Below are 22011 nucleotides of genomic sequence, written 5' to 3'. Positions count from 1 at the left end.
CGACGCCTATTTCAACCGATGGCCCGATGATCGGCAAACCCTTTGCCAGCCTGCACCAGCTCGTCAATCAACCGCGCCGGCTTCCAGTGCGCGCCCGACTCGGCTTGCAGCCGCAGCAGCCCTTGCTGGATGGACACCAGCCCCTGCTGGTCCGCCCAGCTCATCGGCCCGCCCTTGTCCGCCGCAAAGCCATAACCGTTGAGGTACACCAGGTCGATGTCGTGCGCCGAGCCGGCAATGCCTTCCTCGAGAATCTTCGCGCCTTCGTTGACCAGCGCCAGCAGGCAGCGCTCGAGGATTTCCTCGGGACCGATATCGCGACGGCGGTAGCCCAGGCCTTCGCTGACCTCCTGAACCAGGGCATCGACCTGTACATCGTGCTCAGCCTGACGACTGCCGGGCTCGTACTGGTAATAACCCTTGCCACTCTTCTGGCCAAAACGACCCGCCTCGCACAGGCGATTATCCACCTGCACTTCGTGCGCCTCCTGGCCTTTGCCGGCCAGTTGCCGGGCACGCCATTCCAGGTCGATGCCGACCACGTCGTACATGCGGAACGGGCCCATGGCAAAACCGAAGCCCTGCAATGCGGCATCCACCTGATAAGGGAAAGCCCCTTCCAGCAACATCTTGCGCGCCTCCAGCACATAGGTGCGCAACATGCGGTTGCCGATGAATCCAGGGCAGTTGCCAGACACCACACTGACCTTGCCCATGCGCTCGCCCAGCGCCAGCGCGGCCTCGAGCACCTGCGGCGCAGTCGCGGCGCCCCGGACGATTTCCAGCAGCTTCATGATGTGGGCCGGGCTGAAGAAGTGCAGGCCCAGCACCTGTCTTGGGCGCCGGGTGACTGCGGCGATGGCGTCGATATCCAGCGCCGAGGTATTGCTGGCGAGGATCGCCCGCGGCTGGAGCAGGCCATCGAGTTCGCGGAAGATTTGCTGCTTCAGCTCGAGGTTCTCGTAGATTGCCTCGATCACCCGGTCCATATCGCGGATCGCCGGATAATCCGCCGCCGCGCTTATCCGGGCCCGGCGCGCATCGGCCTCTGCCTGATCGATCCGCCCCTGACGCACGTTGTGTGCATAAGTCTCGGTCACCGCTGTCAGCGCCTGTTCGAGCATCTGCGGATTGTTGTCCACCCACCGCACCGCGACCCCGGCATTGGCCAGGCACATCACGATCCCGCGGCCCATGGTCCCGGCACCGATCACCGCGGCGCGCTGAATATCGATCTGGCTCATAGTGGCTCCCCTGTAGGTGGCTCAAAGACGCAAACCACAATAATCAGGCCCAGGACATTTTTGAAATTTATTCCTGTGATGAGCGGCATTCAGCAGATGGATCGGGCAGGTATCAATCCTGGAGATGATGTTCGGCCCAATCGCGCACTTCGGCGTAGGGATAATCCTCGAGCACCGCGAAACCCGGGATCGACCGCGCCTTGAGTTTGGTGAACAGCGGCACGCTGATCCCACAGAGGAAACGCGTCAGCCGTTCCGCCCCTGGAACCGTGCCGCCATATTGGTGGTGCCTGTGGATAAATTCGCCACACAGCGCTTCGAAGTTTTTATCCACAAGCGCGGGCAAGGCTGGCGGCTCCGGCAGGCGGGCCACCTGGCCATGGCATACCGAGCAATGCCCGCACCGCTGCGGTGCCTGGTCGTCGCCGAAATACTGCGCCAGGCGATACCCCAGGCACTGCTCGGTGGCGAACAGTGCGAGCATCGCGTGGATCCGCGCGATCTCGCTGCTTTCGTGCTGTTTGAAGTAGGCATGCAGTTGCTGGCTCAGGGTCGCGGCATCGAAGCCCGTCTCCAGCAGGTTGTAGACCTCGGTCATCTGCTTGCTTTCCAGCTCGACCCAGCCCTTTTCCTGGAAGTAGTCCAGGGCCTTCACCACCCGGTTACGCTCGGCCTGATGCTGCTGATACAGCGCGTCGAAATTCACCGTGGCCCAGGTCCGGGCACGGCTGGAGGTCTCGATGATCGCCGCCACGAAGTCCCGGCGCTCACCTTCAAAACGCGCCAGCAGCGCCTGGGGTTCCTCAAGGAACTTGAAGCGGTATTCGGCGAAGTAGGCGTAACGCGGCGCGATCAGGCCGCGCAGTTCCAGCTGCACCAGCAAGGTCTTGAGCGGCAGCTGGCGGATATTACTCTGGTCCGCCAGCGGCCCCAGCAGGAACTCCCATTGCCCGTCGGGTGCTGCATTTTGCAGCTCGTCCAGCACACAACGAATGCCTTCCAGCTCCGGCGTGTCGCCGTAGACGAAGTTTTCCAGCACGTTGAGGCTGTCGCGGTTGGCCAGCACCAGGCAGTCCGAAGGCTGGCCATCACGCCCTGCGCGGCCGATTTCCTGGCTGTAGTTCTCGATGGATTTGGGCAGGTCGAAATGCACCACATTGCGGATGTCGCTCTTGTCGATGCCCATGCCGAAAGCGATGGTGGCGACGATGCAATTGGACTGGCCCGCCATGAACTGCCGCTGGATGGCTTCGCGCTGCTCATGGGGCAGGCCGGCGTGATAAGCCTGGGCCTGGATACCGTTGCGACTCAGATGCTCGGCGATGTGCTCGGCGGTTTTCTGCAAGGTGACATAGACAATGCTCGGCTGCCCGGGACGCTCGCCCATCCACTGCACCAGGCGCCGGCGCTTGTCCTGGCCGCGCACTGGCTCCACCAGCAGGTTGAGGTTGGGCCGGTAGAAACCGGTGGTCACCACATCCTGCCCGGCGATGGCGAATTTCGCCTGCATGTCGGCGATCACCTTGGGCGTGGCGGTAGCGGTCAACAGCAGTGCCTGGGGAATGTTGAACTGGCGCTGGTAGTCCGGCAGCTTGAGGTAGTCGGGGCGAAAGTTATGGCCCCATTCGGAGATGCAGTGCGCCTCGTCCACCACCAGCAGGGAGATCCGCACCTGCTGCAGGAAGTTGCGAAAACGCTCGTTCTTCAGGCGCTCCACCGAGATCATCAGGATCTTCAACTCACCGGAGCGCGCCCGCGCCATGACCTCGTTGGCGTCATCGCGGCTCTGCGCCGAATCGATGCTCGCCGCGGCGATGCCGTGCCGTTGCAGGAACGCCAGCTGATCCTGCATCAGCGCCAGCAACGGCGAGACTACCAGGGTCAGGTGCGGCAGCAGCAAGGCCGGCAGCTGGTAGCACAGCGACTTGCCGGAGCCCGTGGGAAAGATCGCCGCCGCCGAGCGCCCGGTCAGCACCGCACTGACCGCCGCCTCCTGGCCGGGACGGAACTGTGGATAACCGAAGACCTGTTCGAGGGTGTTGTGCATGAGCTGTCACTCCTTTGACCGCTGACGTGCCTTGAAGCCTAGCGCGGCCAGTCAGCGGGTCGAGAAAAGGTCGGGAGGAAAAGGATACGGGATGATACAGGGGGAACGGAGAGCGGCGTTCGGCTGGGGATGACGCGGAGTTTTTCAGGGTGTATCGCAAGCCATCGGGCACCGGTCGATGCGCGATGGCTCGCGATGAAAATCGTGCTCTTAGCGCGTCGCGCGGCAATCCACCCACTTCACGCCATTGCTCTTGTTCGCGGCGATCAGCGCCGGCACTGCGGCAGGCGCCTTGTTGTGAATATCGTGGAACAGAATGATCCCCCGGCGCCACAGCAGCATCAGCGTCTGCACCCGCTGGCTCGCCGTGCTGGCGCTGATGCTCTTGCTCCAGTCCTGGGAGTCGACGCCCCAGAGCATCACCTTGATGCCCTGGGCCTTGAAGAACGCCGGGCTGTCACTCGAACGCTGGCCATAAGGCGGACGGAACAGCGGCTGGTAGTCATCCGGCAAGGTGCCGCGCACCAGGGTCGCGGAACGGGTGATGGACTGCTGCCATTCGCTCCAGGCGCTATGGGACTTGTGCGCCCAGCCATGCAGGGCAACGCACTGGCCGCTGTACAACTCGCGCATCTGCGCCGGCGACGACTTGCGCAGACGCGCCTGGAACGGTTCGCCCAGGACGAAGAACAATCCATGCAGGTCGTTGGCCCGCAGCACGTTGGCCAGCGTATCGGTGTGACCGCCCACGGCTGTCGGGCCGTCGTCGAAGGTCAGCAGAAACTGCCGGTCCGCCAATTCGTCGCCCATCAGCTCGGTGCTATCGAAACGCTCGATCTCACTGCTGATCTTCGGAAACAAGGCCGCCAGGCGCAGCTGTTCGTTCAGATACTGCTCATGAAACTGCCGGCTTGCCTGGGCCCAGGCGTCATAGGCCGGGCTGATCGTCCCGGTGAAGCCCTGGGCCAGTTGCCGCAAGTCATCCAGGTTACGCACCGGCGGGCAGAAGGCGGCACCTTCACAGTCCTGGCTGGCGCTGTGGTAACTGCTGAGCAGGCGTATCCAGAAACGATCGCGCACTTGCTCGACCGAATGATGGTCCAGCGCCTTGACGCCCAGGCGCTGCTTGAGGCTGACATCGTCCAGCGCCTCGCTGGCCAGCAGGGCCTTGCCGAACATCAGGATTTCCGCACGCGAGGCGGTATCGAAACCCGCTTGCGTGGCCAGCGAACCCGGCCAGGTGCTGCGGTCGATAGTGGCGAACACCATCGGGCCGGCAGCCTGGGCAACGGCCGTCCACAGGGACAACATCAAAGCAACAACCAGAACCCGCATAACAACCTCCATAAATGCATAACGCGCCGTGGGACGGCGCGTTATGGGGGTCAGATCAACACCCGTGAATCAACGGTTTTGCACACGCTCGATGGCTTTGTCGTACACCGGGTTGGCCTTCTGCTGCTTGGCCAACTGATAGTGACGCAGGGCATCGGCGAACTGACCGGCCGCTTCGTAGATCCGCGCGATGTTGTAGTAGGAACTGGCGCGCACGGTGGCCGCCGAGTTGCCGCTGGCCAGGGCGATGGCCTTGCGGTTGGCCCAGATCGACTCAGCAGTGTTGCCGGCTTTCTGATAGGCCAGGCCGAGGTTGCTGTAGGCCTGACCGTAGCCGTTGTTCAGCTCGATGGCCTGACGGTAGAAGTCGATGGCTTGCTGCAGGTTACCGGCGTGGTAAGCCTCTTCGCCCTTGCGGTTCAGGGTTTTCGCATCGGCTTGCGCGCTGCTGCTGACGGCGACAGCGGCCACTTCCACTTTGTCGTCGAGCAGCGGCGATACTTCGTTCAGCACGTCCTGCGCGTCGACGGTCACGCCGCTGAGGGTGTTGATGTCCTGGAAGTCGCCATTGCCGGTCATGCGGAACACGGTCCACAGGTTACCGCTGCGGTCCTGCGGCACGTAGTAAGTGCGCACCAGCGACTGGCCCATGTACACGAACACCTTGGCCTGGCTGGCAGAGAGCTGGCGGGACGCCGGGCGGCTCTGGTTGCTGTAGTCATGCACCGCGTACACATAGCTTTCGCCGTAGTGTTTCTTTTCCAGGGTGATGGTTTCCGGGCCGTAGCTGTCGACATCGTCGACGTCCAGGTGGGCGTCATCACCTTGCTGGTTGCGGAAGTAGATGTTGTTGCCCGGGAAGATCATGTGCGAGTCGAGATCGCTGGGGTTCGCGCCCCAGGTCAGCACCACGCGCAGACCGTCGAGGTTCTGCATCACCGGGCTGATGGCATAGGTCATGCCGCTGCACGGGCACTTGACCACCAGGTTGGAATAGCCGGGTTTCTTGATGATCAGCAGGTTGCTGGGGTCATCGGCGAAGTCGGTGGTCAGGGTCACCTGGCCTTGAGCATTGGTACGACCAACCACGCTCTGCGCGCCATTGCGCTGCACCAGCACTTCGGCGTCGGCGATCTTCTGGTCCTTGACCACCGCACTCAGCACCTCGACCGGCAGCTGCTGCGCCGTCACCGAAAACGCCAATGCCCACAACGAAAAAATCGAAGTCACGCGAAACAATCGCATACCTAATTCCCTTTAAGTGTATGAAGTCGGCACCCAAAGGTACCCGGCAGATTTCGCGCGCACGATACACAGTTTTTTCGGGATTTGCTTGCTAATCCATTGGGAAAGATGGGGGCTGTGGGAATCCCTGAAGTTTGCTGAGGGGCCGGGATGGCAAAACCTTTTCAGACAGATTTGAAACCGGGCAAACCATTAGCCGCTCGCCACTCCTTCACTATCCGTGTGATGCCTTCGGACGAGTCATCGGCACCGTCCTCTGGGTAGAAAATCAGATCGGAGCCTGCTGGGTATTCGCTCAACTTTTGGAAATGGAGTACAAGCGCATCCACTTCTTTTTCAGTGCCCCCGAAAATACTCAGCCATTAGCTGTCAGTTGGAAATCGTATGCGCAGAGATCAAATTTCTTCTCCGTGATCTTTTCAAACTCCACCAGCTGCGCTGCACTCAGGTCATAGCCTTCCCAACCTTGAGGGTCCACTGTCCAGCCCATGATCTCTTTCACCCGCTCGTCACAGTCGGCCGGCAGTTCTACGTCAAAAACCAACATCTCGGTTTTCTTGTCAAAAGCCTCAACGAGAAACTTCATGGTTCTACGCTCCTTGCTTTATCAGCTGCTTTAGTTTGTTCACCAGTAAGCGGATCAAATTCGCCAAGATGGCGGCCGTGCTTGTCATACATTTCAACTGCACCATGTTGAGAGTCCCATTCTAAAATGAGTCCTTTTGCCGTTTTCCATCGCTTACGCCGCCCACCACCTCCTTGGACAGACGTTTTCCGCTTTGCCCTAATAGCATCAGGAAAGCCAGGCAAGGCGCTCGGTGCAGGAACATATCCTGATACCGGTGTGCTCAGCACAATGTACAGCGGCTGAACTCCAGACCCCGGCGGAAACACCAGAATAAAATCCCGATACTCCGGCGGATAAATCGGGCTGACGATGATCCGTTCCGCCGCTTCCGTCGGCGGGAAAACCCAGATCGGTGGTGTCTGTGGCGCCGCTTCCAGCGGTGGTATCCCTGCGGTGCTCGAGGGATCCACCGCTGGAGTCCAGATAAGGGTGATGCCATCGCCCAGGTCGGCCACTTGCTGCTCATCACGAACCTCAAATTCAGCCACCGGAATCATTTCCCACTCGCGGCGCCCCTGGGTGTTGAAACCGTAGCCCTTGAGGCTGCCATCGGCCTGCTGTTCGACCCGCAGGCGCAAGCGGGTGCGGGCCTGCTTGAGGTTGCGCAGTTGCTCTTCGCTGTACAGCGCGCCGTCGCCCAGGCTCGATGGAGCGAGCAAGGCCACCAGTCCCAAGCCACTGCCGGTGGTACCAGAACCCACGGAGACACCACCCAGGGTCAAGGCACCGAGATTGGCTGGCAGCGCGCCGCTGATGCGCTTGAGGGGTACGCGCCCACCCGCCTCGACCTCACGGCCACCCAACAGCGTCAACGCGCCGTAATTCGCCACCGAATCAGTGGGTATGAAGCCCGTCGGGGTGACGTAGTCGATGATTGCGTTCGGCAGCTTGCAAGACTTGGCAAATACGCAACCGACGGGCGTTGGTTGCGATTCCACCTGTGTGGTCGGCAGCCGCTCTTCATAGGCCTGCTGACGAGCGAGCATCTGCTCGTAACCCTGCTGCGCCTCATCACGCTCGGCCAATTCGCTCGCAGTCATATCGCGCAGGCGACGATAACCACCGCCGTCAGCGTCGTAGTGCTGCCATACCTGGGGCACATCCTTGTTGCGGGCCATAGTCCTTTGCTCGGTCGCCTGGGAAACCCCGGCCTTCAACCGGGGGATCTCACGTTAACCAGTGCGAGGGGACCTTGGCTGTCAGGCAAATCCGAGCTGGTCGAGCGACTTTTCTTTTTCGTTCATGCCCTGCGATTGGCCCTAAACGGTCTACGACAGGACACAAGGATTTACCTTACAAATCGCATCGAATCTGGCTTATTGAACCGCTCGGACAAGCCGCCTAGTGTTTGAACAGGACTGAATGACGCCCACAAAAAAGCCGCCCCGAAGGGCGGCTTCTTGAACCACTTACCCGATGCTTACAGCTTCGGACCGGCAGCTTTGATGGCGTCGCTCACGTCGAACTTCTTGAAGTTCTCGATGAACAGGCCGGCCAGGGCCTTGGCGGCTTCGTCGTAGGCGGCTTTGTCAGCCCAGGTGTTGCGTGGGTTGAGCAGGCCGGTTTCGACACCTGGAACGGCCAGTGGCACGTCCAGGTTGATGGTGCCCAGGTGCTCGGTTTCGGCACCGACCAGAGCGCCGCTCTGGATGGCGGCGATCACGCCACGGGTAGTCGGGATGTTGAAGCGCTTGCCAACGCCGTAGCCACCGCCGGTCCAGCCGGTGTTGACCAGGTAGACCTTGGAACCGAAGCCGCGGATGCGCTTGATCAGCAGCTCTGCGTATTCGCCTGCCGGACGCGGGAAGAACGGTGCGCCGAAGCAGGTGGAGAAGGTCGACTTGATGCCGGCGCCCGAGCCCATTTCGGTCGACCCCACCAGAGCGGTGTAGCCGGACAGGAAGTGGTAGGCAGCTTGTTCTTCGCTGAGGATCGAGACTGGCGGCAGTACGCCGGTCAGGTCGCAGGTCAGGAAGATCACGGCATTCGGCTCGCCACCGAGGTTTTTCTCGGAACGCTTCTCGACGTGCTCCAGCGGGTAGGCGGCGCGGCTGTTCTGGGTCAGGCTGCCGTCGGCGTAGTCAGCCTTCTTGGCGTCGTCCAGCACAACGTTTTCCAGCACCGCGCCATGCTTGATGGCTTTCCAGATGACCGGCTCGTTCTTCTCGGACAGGTCGATGCACTTGGCATAGCAACCGCCTTCGATGTTGAACACCACGCCCTCGCCCCAGCCGTGCTCGTCGTCACCGATCAGGTAACGGCTTTCATCGGCGGACAAGGTGGTCTTGCCAGTGCCGGACAGACCGAAGAACAGGGTCACGTCGCCTTCTTCGCCAATGTTGGCGGCGCAGTGCATCGGCAGCACGTCGGCGGCCGGCAGCAGAAAGTTCTGTACCGAGAACATGGCTTTCTTCATTTCACCGGCGTAGCGCATGCCGGCGATCAGCACTTTTTTCTGAGCGAAGTTGAGGATCACGCAACCGTCGGAGTTGGTGCCGTCACGCTCTGGAACGCATTCGAAGTTGGCAACGTTGAGCACCTGCCACTCGTCACGGCCAGCCGGGTTGTACTGGGCCGGATTGATGAACAGGCAACGACCGAACAGGTTCTGCCAGGCAGTCTGGGTGGTCATCTTCACGGCCAGGTAGTGCTCGTCGGAAGCACCTACATGCACATGGGAAACAAAATGCTCTTGCGCGTTGTTGAACGCCTCGACGCGAGCCCACAGGGCATCGAACTTGTCGGCCGGGAACTTGCGGTTGATCGGGCCCCAGGCGATAGCGTCCTGGGTGCTCGGCTCTTCAACGATGAAACGATCGACTGGCGAACGGCCGGTACGGTGACCGGTACGAACAACCAGCGCGCCGGTATCGGCAAGCTCGCCTTCACCGCGCTTCAGGGCTTCTTTGACCAGATCATCAACACTCAGATCGGTGTACACGGCGTTATTGGCTTGCGTCATGAGGTTCCCCGTCGGCCAGTGGCCGAGTGCTCCAAACGTTTTGTAGTAGAAAGTCGTGCACTACTACCGCGAAAAAAGTGCGCCGGATTATGCCAGAAAAGCCCAAAAAGAGTAGGGCCCTCCCGTCAGAACGGCGTTAATCCGGCGCTTGCCAGGTGATTTACCTGCGCTGAACCGTTTTAGTGACGAGTATCTGACGGCGACTCGACACCCGCTCCGGCGAACAATTGGCTGATATCGGCCGCATCGAACAGGTAGCGCTCGTTGCAGAACTGGCAATCGATCTCGATGCTGCCGCCGTGTTCGACCACCAGCTTCTGCGCATCCTCCAGACCCAGACTGACCAGCGCATTGCCCGAGCGTTCCCGCGAGCAGCTGCAACGGAAGCGCAACGGCTGCACATCGAACAGGCGCACGGCTTCTTCATGGTAGAGGCGATGGAGCACGGTTTCGTTGTCCAGGCTCAGCAGTTCGTCGGCGGTCAGGGTGCTGCCCAGCGCGGTGATGTGCTGCCAGCTGGCGGCGCGCTCTTCTTCATCCTTGAGGCGGTCGGCCGGCAGTTGCTGCAACAGCAGGCCACGGGCGCGACGACCGTCGGCGTGCAGCCAGAAACGGGTGCCGACCTGCTGGGACATGACGAAATAGTTGGTGAAGCATTCCGACAGGGTGGCGCCATCCAGATCGACGATGCCCTGGTAGCGCTGGCCGTGGGTCGGGTCGACGGTCAGGGCCAGCACGCCATTGGGCATCAGGTCGGCCAGGGTCGCATCCGGGGCGATCTGCTCCGCGTCGTAGCGGGCCAGACCACGGATCTCGCGCTCGCTGGAGCACTCGATCATCAGCAATGGCACCGGGCCTTCGGAACGGGCCTGGAGGATCAGCAAGCCATCGAACTTCAGCGTGCCGACCAGCAACGCGGCCGCCGCCATCAGCTCGCCGAGCAGTTGCGCGACCGGCTCCGGGTAAGCGTGTTTGGCGAGCACTTCGGCATAGCTGCGCTCCAACGCCACCAGCTCGCCGCGGGCGTCGCTGTCATCGAAGATGAAGCGTTGGGTGAAGTCGGTATCCGGCAAATGAGTCATAGGTTTGGGTATCTGAAGTGATGACAAAATGGTTACAAGATATGAAAATTGCGTTTTTTGCACTGTTACGGTGCGCGATTTTCTGCCATTGGAGGCATTTTATGAACAATCCGGGTTTGTTCCAAGCAAGGTGGAACCTCGGCAAGCTGGTGTTGTGCAATTTGCTCCCTCTGGCACTGCTGGGTTTCTGGTTATGGCCAAGCGGGCACATGCTTTGTGTGATGTTCGACGAATGGCTGTTCCGCCTGCTGAATGCTCCCCTTGCGAGCAACTCCACCTGGCTGCATATCTGGGCCGTGGCCAGCCTGCGGCCTTTCGACGCGATAGTCGGGCTGATCCTGCTGACACTTTTGATCCGCGGTGACTGGGTGTTCAAGGCCGTGGACATACGCCGGGCCTTTTTCGGCTTCCTGTCGATCCTGGTCTTGATGCTGATTATCCGCTTGTGGTTCTCCAGGCTCGCCGACGCCATGGACTGGCAGCACGACAGCCCGTCGATGATGCTCCAGGATACCGTGCACATGAGCGACTATTTCCCGCACTGGGAAAAAACCTGGGAGCTCAAGGACCGTTCCAGCCAGAGCTTCCCCGGTGACCACGCCTCGGTGCTGCTGATCTGGGCGCTGTTCATGAGTGTGTTCAGCCGCGGCGTCGGCCAATTCCTGGTGATCTGGGGCCTGACCCTGCTGTTCATGATGCCGCGCCTGGTGGCCGGCGCGCACTGGGGCCAGGACGACTATATCGGTGGCGTGCTGCTGGCGGTCTGGGCACTCGGCTGGGGCTACTACACCCCGTACGCGGCCAAGGCCTCGGACTTCCTGCTGCGGGCGACCAACCCGCTGTTCAACCTGCTGGGCAAGCTACCGCTGCTGTCGCGCCTGAGCGTGGTGCGGGCGGCCTGACTCTTCGGATTTGCCGCGGATCGCGAGCAAGCTCGCTCCTACAGGGGGTTGAGCGGTGCGCCGGCTGTGTAGGAGCCAGCTTGCTGGCGATTGAACCCGCAGGGTTCAGAAGGCCAAGGGTCTATTCGCTGCTGCGGAATTTGAACAGGTCGCGCCGCTGTTTCTTGGTCGGCTTGCCATCGGTGCTCACACCCAGGGCGCCGGCCTTGCGCAGGGCGGCAGCGTTTTCCCGCTTGGCGATGCTGGCTTCGGTTTCCGTATAGAGAGCCTGCGCTTGCGGCGCCCCACGACGCACGATCGACAGGGCCTGGACCACCACGGTGCGCTCGTCGAAGCCGGTGCGTATCTCATACTCGTCGCCGACCCTCGGCTCCTTGCCCGGTTTGCAGCGCTCGCCACGGTGGTGCACCTTGCCGCTTTCGATGGCGGCCTTGGCCAGGGCACGGGTCTTGTAGAAGCGCGCCGCCCACAGCCATTTATCCAGACGGACCTTGTCGTCGTCTTCGGCTTTTTGTGCCATGGCATGTCCTCATTCTGAAATATTTTCGAACTGTACTACCGTTTCTCTCGTGCCATGAATTGCGATGGCCCGGTTTAGAATGCGAGGCTTCGCAGCAGCCCGTCCGGGCGCTGTGGATCCGGGCCTAGATATCTGTCGCCTTTTACCCATTATTCTGCGTGAATACCGCGAATTCGGCCGCTTGACGGTACGAGCGGGTTCCTCAGCGGTTGAGCACATTTGAAGACATTTGACCATTTGACCGTCGTGGGTCTGCGCGAGTGGGTGGCGCTTCCGGATTTGGGAGTCGCCGGCCTGCGCGCCAAGATCGATACCGGCGCCAGCACCTCCAGCCTGCATGCCACCGAGATCGAGCCGTTCGAGCGCGACGGTGAGCAGTGGGTGCGCTTCAACGCGCACCTGGGCAGCGTGGTGCAGTTGCGTCACCGGCGTTGCGAAGCACCGCTGGTGGCGATGAAAACCATTAAAAGCTCCAACGGCCAGGCACAGGTACGCTATGTGATCAGCACCACCCTGGCGCTCGGCGATCGGGTCTGGCGGGTGGAGTTCACCCTCGCCTGCCGCAAGGCCATGCGCTATCGCCTGCTGCTCGGTTCCAAAGCCCTGATCGATGGCCAGTTGGTGGTCAATCCAGGGATCAAATACGTTCAAGACAAACCGGTGTTCCCGGTGTCCACTACCTCTGCCACAGGTGTTGCATGAAGATCGCTGTGCTGTCGCGTAACCCGCGTCTGTATTCCACTCGTCGCCTGGTCGAAGCCGGCACCGAGCGTGGCCATGAAATGGTGGTGGTCGACACCCTGCGCGCCTATATGAACATTGCCAGTCACAAACCGCAGATCCACTACCGCGGCAAGCCACTGGAAGGTTTCGATGCGGTGATTCCACGGATCGGCGCCTCGGTGACCTTCTACGGCTGCGCGGTGCTGCGCCAGTTTGAAATGATGGGCGTGTTCCCGCTCAACGAGTCGGTGGCCATCGCCCGCTCGCGGGACAAGCTGCGCTCGTTGCAACTGCTGTCCCGGCGCGGTATCGGCTTGCCGGTGACCGGCTTCGCCCACTCGCCGGACGACATTCCCGACCTGATCGAGATGGTCAACGGCGCGCCTCTGGTGATCAAGGTGCTGGAAGGCACCCAGGGCATAGGCGTGGTGCTGTGCGAAACCGCCACCGCGGCCGAGTCGGTGATCGAGGCCTTCATGGGCCTGAAGCAGAACATCATGGTCCAGGAGTACATCAAGGAAGCCGGAGGCGCCGACATCCGCTGCTTCGTGGTCGGCGACAAGGTGATTGCCGCGATGAAACGCCAGGCCAAGCCCGGCGAGTTCCGCTCCAACCTGCACCGTGGCGGCAGCGCCAGCCTGATCAAGATCACCCCGGAAGAACGCATGACCGCCCTGCGCGCGGCCAAGGTCATGGGCCTGAGCGTGGCGGGCGTGGATATCCTGCGCTCGAACCACGGGCCGCTGGTGATGGAAGTGAATTCCTCACCGGGCCTGGAAGGCATCGAGACCACCACGGGCAAGAACGTGGCGGGGATCATCATCGAGCACATCGAGAAAAACGGTGGCCCGAACATGACCCGGACCAAAGGAAAAGGCTGAGCTGTAGCCGCTACCGCAGGCTGCGATCGGCTGCGTAGCAGACGCAGCATTCGCAAATCGAGCGAAGGTCCTGCGACCAGCGTGGCCCGGCCTTATCGCAGCCTGCGGCAGCGGCTACAGGTCAAACCGCATCCCTGGGTAGCAATAATCCCAACGGCAACCGCACTCGCGCTTCCAGGCCGCCATCGGCGCGGTTGCGCAATTCGACATTGCCCCCGTGCATCGAGGCGATCCGCTTGACGATGGCCAGGCCCAGGCCAGTGCCCTTGCCACCCCGGGCACGGTCGCCGCGGGTGAAGGGGTTGAAGATCGCCTCCAGCTCCGACGGATCGATGCCCGCGCCTCGGTCCATCACACTCAGCACCACATAAGGCGCGCTGGTGTCGCCCGACACATAGGCCGCGACTTCGACTTCGGTACCGGCGTGGTTCAACGCGTTGCCGATCAGGTTGTTCAACAGGCGCTTCATCGACACCCGACGCAGCGGGAACGGCGGGATCGGCTCCAGGCGCAAACGCACCTTTTCATCGTTCTGGTTGTAGGGCGCCGCCACTTCGCGCACCAGATCGCTGAGATCGACCTCCTCCACCGACTCGTCGCGACCGTCGCGGATAAAGGCCAGGAACTGATCGAGAATCGCGTCCATGTCTTCGATGTCGCGGACCATGTCGTCGGTCAGGTCGTTGTGGCTGCCCATCAACTCCAGCGACAGGCGCAGGCGGGTCAGCGGCGTGCGCAGGTCGTGGGACACCCCCGCCAGCATCAGCTCGCGTTCGCGCCCGGCCTGTTCCACATCCTCGGCCATCTGGTTGAAGGCGCGGTACACCTCGGTCATCTCGCTTGGCGTATCGCTGATCGGCAGGCGCACGCTGCGCCCCTGCCCCAGTTGCCGGGCGGCATAGACCAGGCGCTTGAGCGGCTGGTTGAGCTGGCTGACGAAGATCCACGCCGACGCCGTGGACAACAGGCCGATGGCCAGGAACCAGCCGAGCACGCTCCAGATCTTCTGCCCCCGCAGCGGGTGCGGATACAGCGGTACTTTCAGCCAGCCGTCGCCCAGGCTCGGCGCGCGCACCCAGAGCGCAGGCGGCGCATGCATGCGTAGGCGCACTTCAGTGTCGGCGCCCAGTTCGGCCTGCATCTGCCGCTGATAGATCTCGCTGTAGGGCCAATGCTGCTCGCCCGCCGGCACACCGCTGCCGACCACCTTGATCAGCCCGGCGGCCTCGGCGATCTGGTCGCGGTTGGATTCGTCGGCGGCCCAATAGGCGCGCAGGGTCAAGGCCACGCCGTGGCTGTACTGGCGGTCCACCAGCACGTCCTCGTTCATCAGCAGATAAACCAGGGTTAGCGCCTTGGAGAACAGCACCACGATCAGCACCAGCCAGAGGGTGCGGGAGAAGAAGCTTTGCGGGAACCACAGCGGGGTTTTCATAAACAGCCATTACACGCTTTGCAGGAGCGAGCCGCGCTCGCAGAGTTGCGGAATGCGAGCGCCCGGGTCGTTTGCCGGCCCGGGCGCTCGCTCCTACAAATCATCGGTCACTTGGTGGTGGTGCCATCCGGCACGAACACATAACCCACGCCCCAGACCGTCTGGATATAACGCGGCTTGGACGGATCGGGTTCGATCATCCGGCGCAGGCGGGAGATCTGCACGTCGATGGAACGTTCCAGGGCATCCCACTCGCGGCCACGGGCCAGGTTCATCAGCTTGTCGCGGGTCAGCGGCTGGCGAGCGTTCATCACCAGGGCCTTGAGCACCGCGAACTCACCGGTGGTGAGCATGTGCACTTCGGCGCCGCGCTTGAGTTCGCGGGTGGCCAGGGACAGCTCGTAGTCGCCAAAGGTGACGTTTTCGTCTTCGCTGCCCGGCGCGCCCGGCACCGGAGCCGACTGGCGACGCAGCACGGCCTTGACCCGCGCCATCAGCTCGTCGGGGTTGAACGGCTTGGCCAGATAATCGTCGGCGCCCAGTTCCAGGCCCTTGATGCGGCTCAGCTCGTCGCCCTTGGCGGTGAGCATGATGATCGGGATCTGGTTGTTCGCACTGCGCAGGCGGCGGCATGCGGTCAGGCCATCTTCGCCAGGCAGCATCAGGTCGAGGACGACCAGGTTGAAGACTTCGCGACCCAGCAGACGGTCCATCTGCTCGGTGTTGGGAACCGCGCGGGCACGGTAGCCCTTGCTGACGAAGAAGCGCTCCAGCAGGCTGCTCAGCCCGGGGTCATCGTCAACGATAAGAATTTTTTCGCCTTCGGCAGTTTGTGCAGTGCTGCTCATCAGATGCTCCTTTTATCTCGGTGCGCATTATGGCGTAGCTGCCGTTATACGCACCGTGTGCATTGTTAGCAGATTTTTCCTCTACCGCCAGAAAACCCGCCGTCGGCCGCCAGTGGGCCGATACCCCCGAAGACTGGAACGCTGGTTATAATGCGCCGCCTTTTGTGTCAGGCAACGTCTGATCGTTACCGCCCGTGGCCACTTTTTATTTTTCCCGGCCAGGCAGTAATTGTTCGATTTCACGGGTCAACAGGCAGCCTTTTGATCCAGGCAGCGGCGCACGCCAGGCCGCTCAACCAGACTCGCCAAGGCCAATTTTCCGTGCCGGCGAGCCTGCTTCACAATTTGTCAGGTGGTTTTATGGACAGCATCAACAGCCGCATTGCCGAGGAACTCGGCGTACGCCCACAACAGGTCGAAGCGGCCGTCGCTCTATTGGATGAAGGCTCCACCGTGCCCTTCATCGCCCGCTACCGTAAGGAAGTGACCGGCAGCCTCGATGACACCCAGTTGCGTCATCTGGAAGAGCGCCTGCGCTACCTGCGAGAACTCGACGAACGGCGCATCAGCATCCTCGCCAGCATCGAGGAGCAAGGCAAACTGACCCCGGAGCTGGCCCGCGACATCAAGCTCGCCGACACCAAGACCCGCCTCGAAGACCTCTACCTGCCGTACAAGCAGAAGCGCCGCACCAAGGGCCAGATCGCCCTGGAAGCCGGCCTCGGCGAACTGGCGGACGGCCTGTTCAACGACCCGAGCCTGACCCCGGAAAGCGAAGCCGCGCGCTTCGTCGACGCGGAAAAAGGCGTGGCCGATGTGAAGGCCGCCCTCGAAGGCGCCAAGTACATCCTCATGGAGCGCTTCGCCGAAGACGCCAGCCTGCTGGACAAGCTGCGCAACTACCTCAAGCAGGAAGCCACCCTCAGTGCCCGCGTGATCGCCGGCAAGGAAGAGGAAGGCGCCAAGTTCCGCGATTACTTCGAACACGACGAACCGCTCAAGAGCATGCCATCGCACCGCGCCCTGGCGATTTTCCGTGGCCGCAACGAAGGCATCCTCAGCTCCGCGCTGAAAGTCGGCGACGAACTGCCGGGCACCATGCACCCGTGCGAAGGCATGATCGGCCAGCAGGTCGGCATCCAGAACCAGAACCGCCCGGCCGACAAGTGGCTCGGCGAAGTGGTGCGCTGGACCTGGAAGGTCAAGCTCTACACCCACCTGGAAACCGACCTGCTGGGCGAGCTGCGCGATAGCGCGGAAACCGAGGCGATCAACGTCTTCGCCCACAACCTGCACGACCTGCTGCTGGCCGCTCCGGCCGGCCCGCGCGCGACCCTGGGCCTCGACCCGGGCCTGCGCACCGGCTGCAAGGTGGCGGTGGTGGATGCCACCGGCAAGCTGCTGGACCACGCCACCGTTTACCCGCACGTACCGCACAACAAGTGGGACCAGACCATCGCCGTGCTGGCCGCGCTGTGCGCCAAGCACTCGGTGGACCTGATCGCCATCGGCAACGGCACCGCCAGCCGGGAAACCGACAAGCTGGCCGCCGAGCTGATCAAGAAATACCCGGCCATGCGCATGACCAAGGTCATGGTCTCCGAGGCCGGCGCTTCGGTGTATTCGGCGTCGGAACTGGCCGCCAAGGAATTCCCCGACCTCGACGTGTCGATCCGTGGCGCGGTGTCCATCGCCCGCCGCCTGCAGGACCCGCTGGCCGAGCTGGTGAAGATCGATCCGAAATCCATCGGCGTCGGCCAGTACCAGCACGACGTGTCGCAGCTGAAGCTGGCCCGTGGCCTGGATGCGGTGGTCGAGGACTGCGTGAACGCCGTCGGCGTGGACGTCAACACCGCGTCCGTGGCCCTGCTGGCGCGGATCTCCGGCCTCAACACCACCCTGGCGCAGAACATCGTCAGCCACCGCGATGAAAACGGTGCGTTCAAGACCCGCGCCGCGCTGAAGAAGGTTGCCCGCCTGGGTGAAAAGACCTTCGAACAGGCCGCCGGCTTCCTCCGCGTGATGAACGGCGACAACCCGCTGGACGCGTCCGCGGTACACCCGGAAGCCTACCCGCTGGTGCAGCGCATCGCCGCCGAGACCGACCGCGACATCCGCTCGCTGATCGGCGACAGCGGTTTCCTCAAGCGCCTGGATCCGAAGAAGTTCACCGACGAGACCTTCGGCCTGCCGACCGTCACCGACATCCTCCAGGAACTGGACAAGCCGGGCCGCGACCCGCGTCCCGAGTTCAAGACCGCCGAGTTCCAGGAAGGCGTCGAAGACCTCAAGGACCTGCAACTGGGGATGATCCTCGAAGGCGTGGTGACCAACGTCACCAACTTCGGCGCCTTCGTCGACATCGGCGTGCACCAGGACGGCCTGGTGCACATCTCGGCGCTGTCGGAGAAGTTCATCAAGGACCCGCGTGAGGCGGTGAAGGCCGGCGACGTGGTCAAGGTCAAGGTCATGGAAGTCGACATCCCTCGCAAACGCGTCGGTCTGTCGATGCGCATGAGCGACACCCCGGGCGAGAAGATCGACGGCGCTCGTGGTTCGCGCCCAGGCTCGGCGCCACGCTCGTCGGGCAATAGCGCCCCGCGCAAGGAAACCGTGACTGCGGCCCCGACCAACAACGCCATGGCGTCGCTGTTCGCCAACGCCAAGCAGTTGAAGAAACGCTGATGGAGATCCCGGCCGGCTTGACCGAAAGCGCGTTCAGCCAACTGCTCGGCTGCCGTCTGCAGCGCCTGGAGGTCGGGGAAGCCGACGTCGCCCTGACGCTGACGCCGCAGCTGCGCAATCGCGGCCAGAAGCTGCACGGCGGGGCGATCTTCAGCCTGGTCGACATCGCCATGGGGCTGGCCTGTTCCAGCTCCCACGGCTTCGACCAGCAGAGCGCGACCATCGAGTGCAAGATCAACTACATCCGCGCCGTCGCCGAGGGCGACGTGGTCTGCCACGCCCGGGTGCTCCACCCGGGCCGCCGCACCCTGGTGGTCGAGGCCGATGTGATGCAAGGCGACAAACTGGTCGCTAAAGCACAAGGCACGTTCGCTGTTCTATAGCCCCTCAACCTCGATTTGAGTTAATTTCGGCGCTGCACACACGGCGCCGGAGTTTTTTTGCGCGTGCAAGAGCCAGATCAAGGATGAAGCAATGGCGTTGCAAAGCGGGCCGGCAAGGCTCAACGACCAGGCGAAAACGCCAGTTTCAACTTCACCCTTGTAGACCGTCCTGCCCACCCCCATATTGGGGCGACTGACGCGTGAAGGAATCCAACTTGAGCGAACTTCTCAACCGCCGCCTGGCTCTGCTCGGCGAGCGCGCTAACCTCTCTCTGCTCGAGCAGTGCCTGCACGGTATCGAGCGCGAATGCCTGCGCGTGACCGGCGAAGCGCGCCTGGCGCAGACCCCGCACCCGGAAGAACTGGGTTCCGCGCTGACCAACGAACAGATCACCACCGATTATTCCGAGTCGCTGCTGGAGTTCATCACTCCGGCCCTGGCCGATCCGGCTGACACCCTGGCCAGCCTCGACAAGATTCACCGTTTCGCCTACAGCAAGCTCGGCAACGAGTACCTGTGGAGTCCATCGATGCCGTGCCCGTTGCCGGCCGAGGAAGACATCCCGATCGCCTATTACGGCACCTCCAACATCGGCCAGCTCAAGTATGTGTACCGCAAGGGCCTGGCCCTGCGTTACGGCAAGACCATGCAGTGCATCGCCGGGATCCACTACAACTTCTCCCTGCCGGAGCAGCTCTGGCCGCTGCTCAAGCAGGCCGAAGGTTTCGTCGGCAGCGACCGCGACTATCAGTCGTCGGCGTACATCGCGCTGATCCGTAACTTCCGCCGCTACAGTTGGCTGCTGATGTACCTGTTCGGTGCCTCGCCGGCGCTGGACGCGGGTTTCTTGCGCGGGCGCTCGCACCAGCTGGAACAACTGGACGCCGAGACCCTGTACCTGCCGTATGCCACCAGCCTGCGCATGAGCGACCTGGGCTACCAGAGCAACGCCCAGGCCGGCCTGACCCCTTGCTACAACGACCTGAACAGCTACACCGACAGCCTGCGCAAGGCCGTCGCCACGCCGTACGCGCCTTATGTGGAGATCGGCACCCATCAGGACGGCGAGTGGGTCCAGCTCAACACCAACATCCTGCAGATCGAAAACGAGTACTACTCCAACATCCGCCCGAAACGCGTGACCTACACCGGCGAGCGGCCGATCCAGGCGCTGATGGCCCGCGGCATCCAGTACGTCGAAGTGCGCTGCCTGGACATCAACCCGTTCCTGCCGATGGGCATCGACGTGCAGGAAGCCCGCTTCCTCGACGCCTTCCTGCTGTATTGCGCGCTCAACGAGAGTCCGCTGCTGGAAAACAACGAGTGCGGCAACGCCACCTCGAACTTCCTCAAAGTGGTCAAGGAAGGTCGTCGTCCGGGCCTGCACCTGCTGCGCCAGGGACAACTGGTGGAGCTCAAGGAATGGGCCGGCGAGCTGCTGGAAAAGATCGCACCGCTGGCCGCCCTGCTCGATCGCAGCCACGGCAGCGACGCCCACGGCAAGGCGCTGGACGCCCAGTTGGCCAAGGTCAAGGATTCGTCCCTGACGCCTTCGGCCCAGGTCCTGGCCACCATGCAGGAGCACAAGGAAAGCTTCAGCCAGTTCTCCCTGCGCCAGAGCCTGGCCCACGCCGAGTTCTTCCGCAGCGAGCCCCTGAGCAAGGAAGACCAGGCGCGTTTCGAAGAAGCCGCGCGCAGCTCCCTGCTGCAACAGGCCGAGCTGGAACGCAACGAGGTCGGTGATTTCGACGTGTTTGTCGGCTCGTACCAGGCGAGTATCCTGGCAATCAGTAACTGACACACCGCGCCGCCTGTATCGCGAGCAAGCTCGCTCCTACACAGTACTGTCCTGTAGGAGCGAGCTTGCTCGCGATGGAGCGCAAAGCGCTCCCCTTCAAAAAAGTGCTCTCTTTAGAAGATTCCTCTTTTAAGCTAATTCTAAAAAGTTATTTATTTTTAGATTCTTAGATCATTTAGTCTCCTCCCACGTCCACACTTGGCCGCCTGTCGAGGAGCTTCATGATGAAAATGCACTTTCCCCTTCGCCTTCTGGCGGCCGTATCCCTGGCTACCGCGAGCTTGTTCGCCCAGGCAGCCGACGTCACCGTCGCCTACCAGACCACCGTCGATCCGGCGAAAGTCGCCCAGGCCGACGGCACCTACGAAAAGGCCACCCAGGCCAGGATCGACTGGCGCAAGTTCGACAACGGCGCCGACATCATCGCCGCCATCGCCTCGGGTGACGTGCAGATCGGCTACCTCGGCTCCAGCCCGCTGACCGCCGCGATCACCCGCAAGGTGCCGGTGGAAACCTTCCTCATCGCCACCCAGATCGGCGCCGCCGAGGCCCTGGTGGCCCGCGATGGATCCGGGATCAACACGCCCCAGGACCTGGTCGGCAAGAAAGTCGCCGTGCCCTTCGTTTCCACCGGTCACTACAGCCTGCTGGCCGCGCTCAAGCACTGGAAAATCGACCCAGCGAAAGTACAGATTCTCAACCTCGCGCCACCGGCGATCATCGCTGCCTGGAAGCGCGGCGACATCGACGCCACCTACGTCTGGGACCCGGCGCTGGGCGTGGCCAAGGAAAACGGCAAGGTGCTGATCACCTCCGGCGAACTGGCCCGGTTCGGCGCGCCGACCTTCGATGCCTGGATCGTGCGCAAGGACTTCGCCGAGAAGCACCCGCAAATCGTTACCGCCTTCGCCAAGGTGACCCTCGACGCCTACGCCGATTACCGCAAGGACCCAAAAGCCTGGCTGGCCGAGCAGAGCAACGTCGACAAGCTGGTGAAACTCTCCGGCGCCAAGGCCAGCGACATTCCGCTGCTGTTGCAGGGCAACGTCTACCCGCTGGCGGCCGACCAGGTCATCAGCCTTGGCGCGCCGACCACCAAGGCCATCACCGACACCGCGGTTTTCCTCAAGGAACAGGGCAAGGTCGAGGCGGTACTGCCGGATTACGCGCCATACGTCAGCGCCAAGTACATCACCCACTGAAGGTCAGCCGCAGAGGTCTCCGGGCCCAGGCCCGGCGCTTCTCGTACAGCATCTCACCTCGACAAAGGCTGCATTTGAACAAGGAGCGCG

The 22011-nt window shown here is 62.3% G+C and carries 18 protein-coding genes and 1 pseudogene; 7 read left to right on the top strand and 12 right to left on the bottom strand.

What is annotated here, in order from left to right; genetic code table 11:
* Positions 1–11 precede the first annotated feature (11 nt).
* The 9 genes and pseudogenes from AC07PQ_RS12900 to hslO form a co-directional block, all read right to left on the bottom strand.
* The gene (locus AC07PQ_RS12900) at positions 12–1244 is read right to left on the bottom strand and encodes a 3-hydroxyacyl-CoA dehydrogenase (protein ID WP_493185642.1); all 1233 of its coding nucleotides are present in this window, start codon (positions 1242–1244) and stop codon (positions 12–14) included.
* A 112-nt stretch (positions 1245–1356) separates the two neighbouring features.
* On the bottom strand, positions 1357–3291 hold the full coding sequence (locus AC07PQ_RS12895; RefSeq protein WP_493185641.1) for a RecQ family ATP-dependent DNA helicase: 1935 nt from the start codon (positions 3289–3291) through the stop codon (positions 1357–1359).
* 210 nt (positions 3292–3501) lie between these two features.
* The gene (locus AC07PQ_RS12890) at positions 3502–4626 is read right to left on the bottom strand and encodes a polysaccharide deacetylase family protein (protein ID WP_493185640.1); all 1125 of its coding nucleotides are present in this window, start codon (positions 4624–4626) and stop codon (positions 3502–3504) included.
* A 69-nt stretch (positions 4627–4695) separates the two neighbouring features.
* The gene (locus AC07PQ_RS12885) at positions 4696–5871 is read right to left on the bottom strand and encodes a tetratricopeptide repeat protein (protein ID WP_007931735.1); all 1176 of its coding nucleotides are present in this window, start codon (positions 5869–5871) and stop codon (positions 4696–4698) included.
* Between the two features lie 164 nt (positions 5872–6035).
* A pseudogene (locus AC07PQ_RS12880) lies at positions 6036–6212 on the bottom strand (bacteriocin immunity protein); the annotation flags it as partial.
* A gap of 14 nt (positions 6213–6226) precedes the next feature.
* Positions 6227–6457 carry a DUF7683 domain-containing protein gene (locus tag AC07PQ_RS12875; RefSeq protein WP_087089602.1) on the bottom strand — a complete coding sequence of 77 codons (231 nt, stop codon included), beginning with the start codon at positions 6455–6457 and terminating at the stop codon, positions 6227–6229.
* A complete protein-coding gene (locus tag AC07PQ_RS12870; protein WP_493185639.1) occupies positions 6454–7617 on the bottom strand; it encodes a colicin E3/pyocin S6 family cytotoxin in 1164 nt (387 codons plus the stop codon). The genes AC07PQ_RS12875 and AC07PQ_RS12870 overlap by 4 nt, the downstream gene beginning before the upstream one ends.
* A 302-nt stretch (positions 7618–7919) precedes the next feature.
* Positions 7920–9461, bottom strand: a complete 1542-nt coding sequence (locus tag AC07PQ_RS12865) for a phosphoenolpyruvate carboxykinase (protein ID WP_087089600.1) — start codon at positions 9459–9461, stop codon at positions 7920–7922.
* 179 nt (positions 9462–9640) lie between these two features.
* Positions 9641–10543 (bottom strand): Hsp33 family molecular chaperone HslO, encoded by a 903-nt coding sequence (gene hslO / locus AC07PQ_RS12860; RefSeq protein ID WP_007931739.1) that lies wholly within the window; start codon positions 10541–10543, stop codon positions 9641–9643.
* A gap of 101 nt (positions 10544–10644) precedes the next feature.
* Here hslO and AC07PQ_RS12855 point away from each other — a divergent pair, with 101 nt between their 5' ends.
* The gene (locus AC07PQ_RS12855; protein ID WP_493185638.1) at positions 10645–11445 is read left to right on the top strand and encodes a phosphatase PAP2 family protein; all 801 of its coding nucleotides are present in this window, start codon (positions 10645–10647) and stop codon (positions 11443–11445) included.
* 121 nt (positions 11446–11566) lie between these two features.
* Here the strand turns inward: AC07PQ_RS12855 and AC07PQ_RS12850 are convergent, their stop codons facing one another.
* Positions 11567–11965 (bottom strand): RNA-binding S4 domain-containing protein, encoded by a 399-nt coding sequence (locus AC07PQ_RS12850; protein WP_274305244.1) that lies wholly within the window; start codon positions 11963–11965, stop codon positions 11567–11569.
* A gap of 219 nt (positions 11966–12184) precedes the next feature.
* Here AC07PQ_RS12850 and rimB point away from each other — a divergent pair, with 219 nt between their 5' ends.
* Positions 12185–12667: a retropepsin-like aspartic endopeptidase RimB gene (gene rimB / locus AC07PQ_RS12845; RefSeq protein ID WP_007931742.1), complete on the top strand. Its 483-nt coding sequence runs from the start codon at positions 12185–12187 to the stop codon at positions 12665–12667.
* Entirely contained in the window at positions 12664–13569 is a 906-nt protein-coding gene (gene rimK / locus AC07PQ_RS12840; RefSeq protein ID WP_007931744.1) for a 30S ribosomal protein S6--L-glutamate ligase, read from the top strand. The genes rimB and rimK overlap by 4 nt, the downstream gene beginning before the upstream one ends.
* Before the next feature lie 121 nt (positions 13570–13690).
* Here the strand turns inward: rimK and AC07PQ_RS12835 are convergent, their stop codons facing one another.
* Positions 13691–15004: an ATP-binding protein gene (locus AC07PQ_RS12835; protein WP_009041700.1), complete on the bottom strand. Its 1314-nt coding sequence runs from the start codon at positions 15002–15004 to the stop codon at positions 13691–13693.
* Positions 15005–15111: 107 nt separating this feature from the next.
* On the bottom strand, positions 15112–15852 hold the full coding sequence (gene ompR / locus AC07PQ_RS12830; protein ID WP_007925257.1) for an osmolarity response regulator transcription factor OmpR: 741 nt from the start codon (positions 15850–15852) through the stop codon (positions 15112–15114).
* Between the two features lie 360 nt (positions 15853–16212).
* On the opposite strand from ompR, the gene AC07PQ_RS12825 reads away from it, so the two are divergent.
* From AC07PQ_RS12825 to tauA, 4 genes are all read left to right on the top strand, one after another.
* Complete coding sequence (locus AC07PQ_RS12825) at positions 16213–18537, top strand: Tex family protein (protein WP_101336509.1); 2325 nt, start codon at positions 16213–16215, stop codon at positions 18535–18537.
* Positions 18537–18920, top strand: a complete 384-nt coding sequence (locus AC07PQ_RS12820) for a PaaI family thioesterase (protein ID WP_016702565.1) — start codon at positions 18537–18539, stop codon at positions 18918–18920. Before AC07PQ_RS12825 ends, AC07PQ_RS12820 begins: the two co-directional genes overlap by 1 nt.
* Before the next feature lie 215 nt (positions 18921–19135).
* Positions 19136–20719 (top strand): glutamate--cysteine ligase, encoded by a 1584-nt coding sequence (gene gshA, locus AC07PQ_RS12815; protein WP_493185637.1) that lies wholly within the window; start codon positions 19136–19138, stop codon positions 20717–20719.
* A 224-nt stretch (positions 20720–20943) separates the two neighbouring features.
* The gene (tauA, locus tag AC07PQ_RS12810; RefSeq protein ID WP_007925265.1) at positions 20944–21921 is read left to right on the top strand and encodes a taurine ABC transporter substrate-binding protein; all 978 of its coding nucleotides are present in this window, start codon (positions 20944–20946) and stop codon (positions 21919–21921) included.
* Positions 21922–22011 lie beyond the last annotated feature (90 nt).

This window comes from Pseudomonas sp. GW821-FHT09E12, assembly GCF_059416085.1.
Note: the sequence above shows the minus strand (reverse complement) of the source record. Positions and strands in the feature narration are given on the sequence as shown.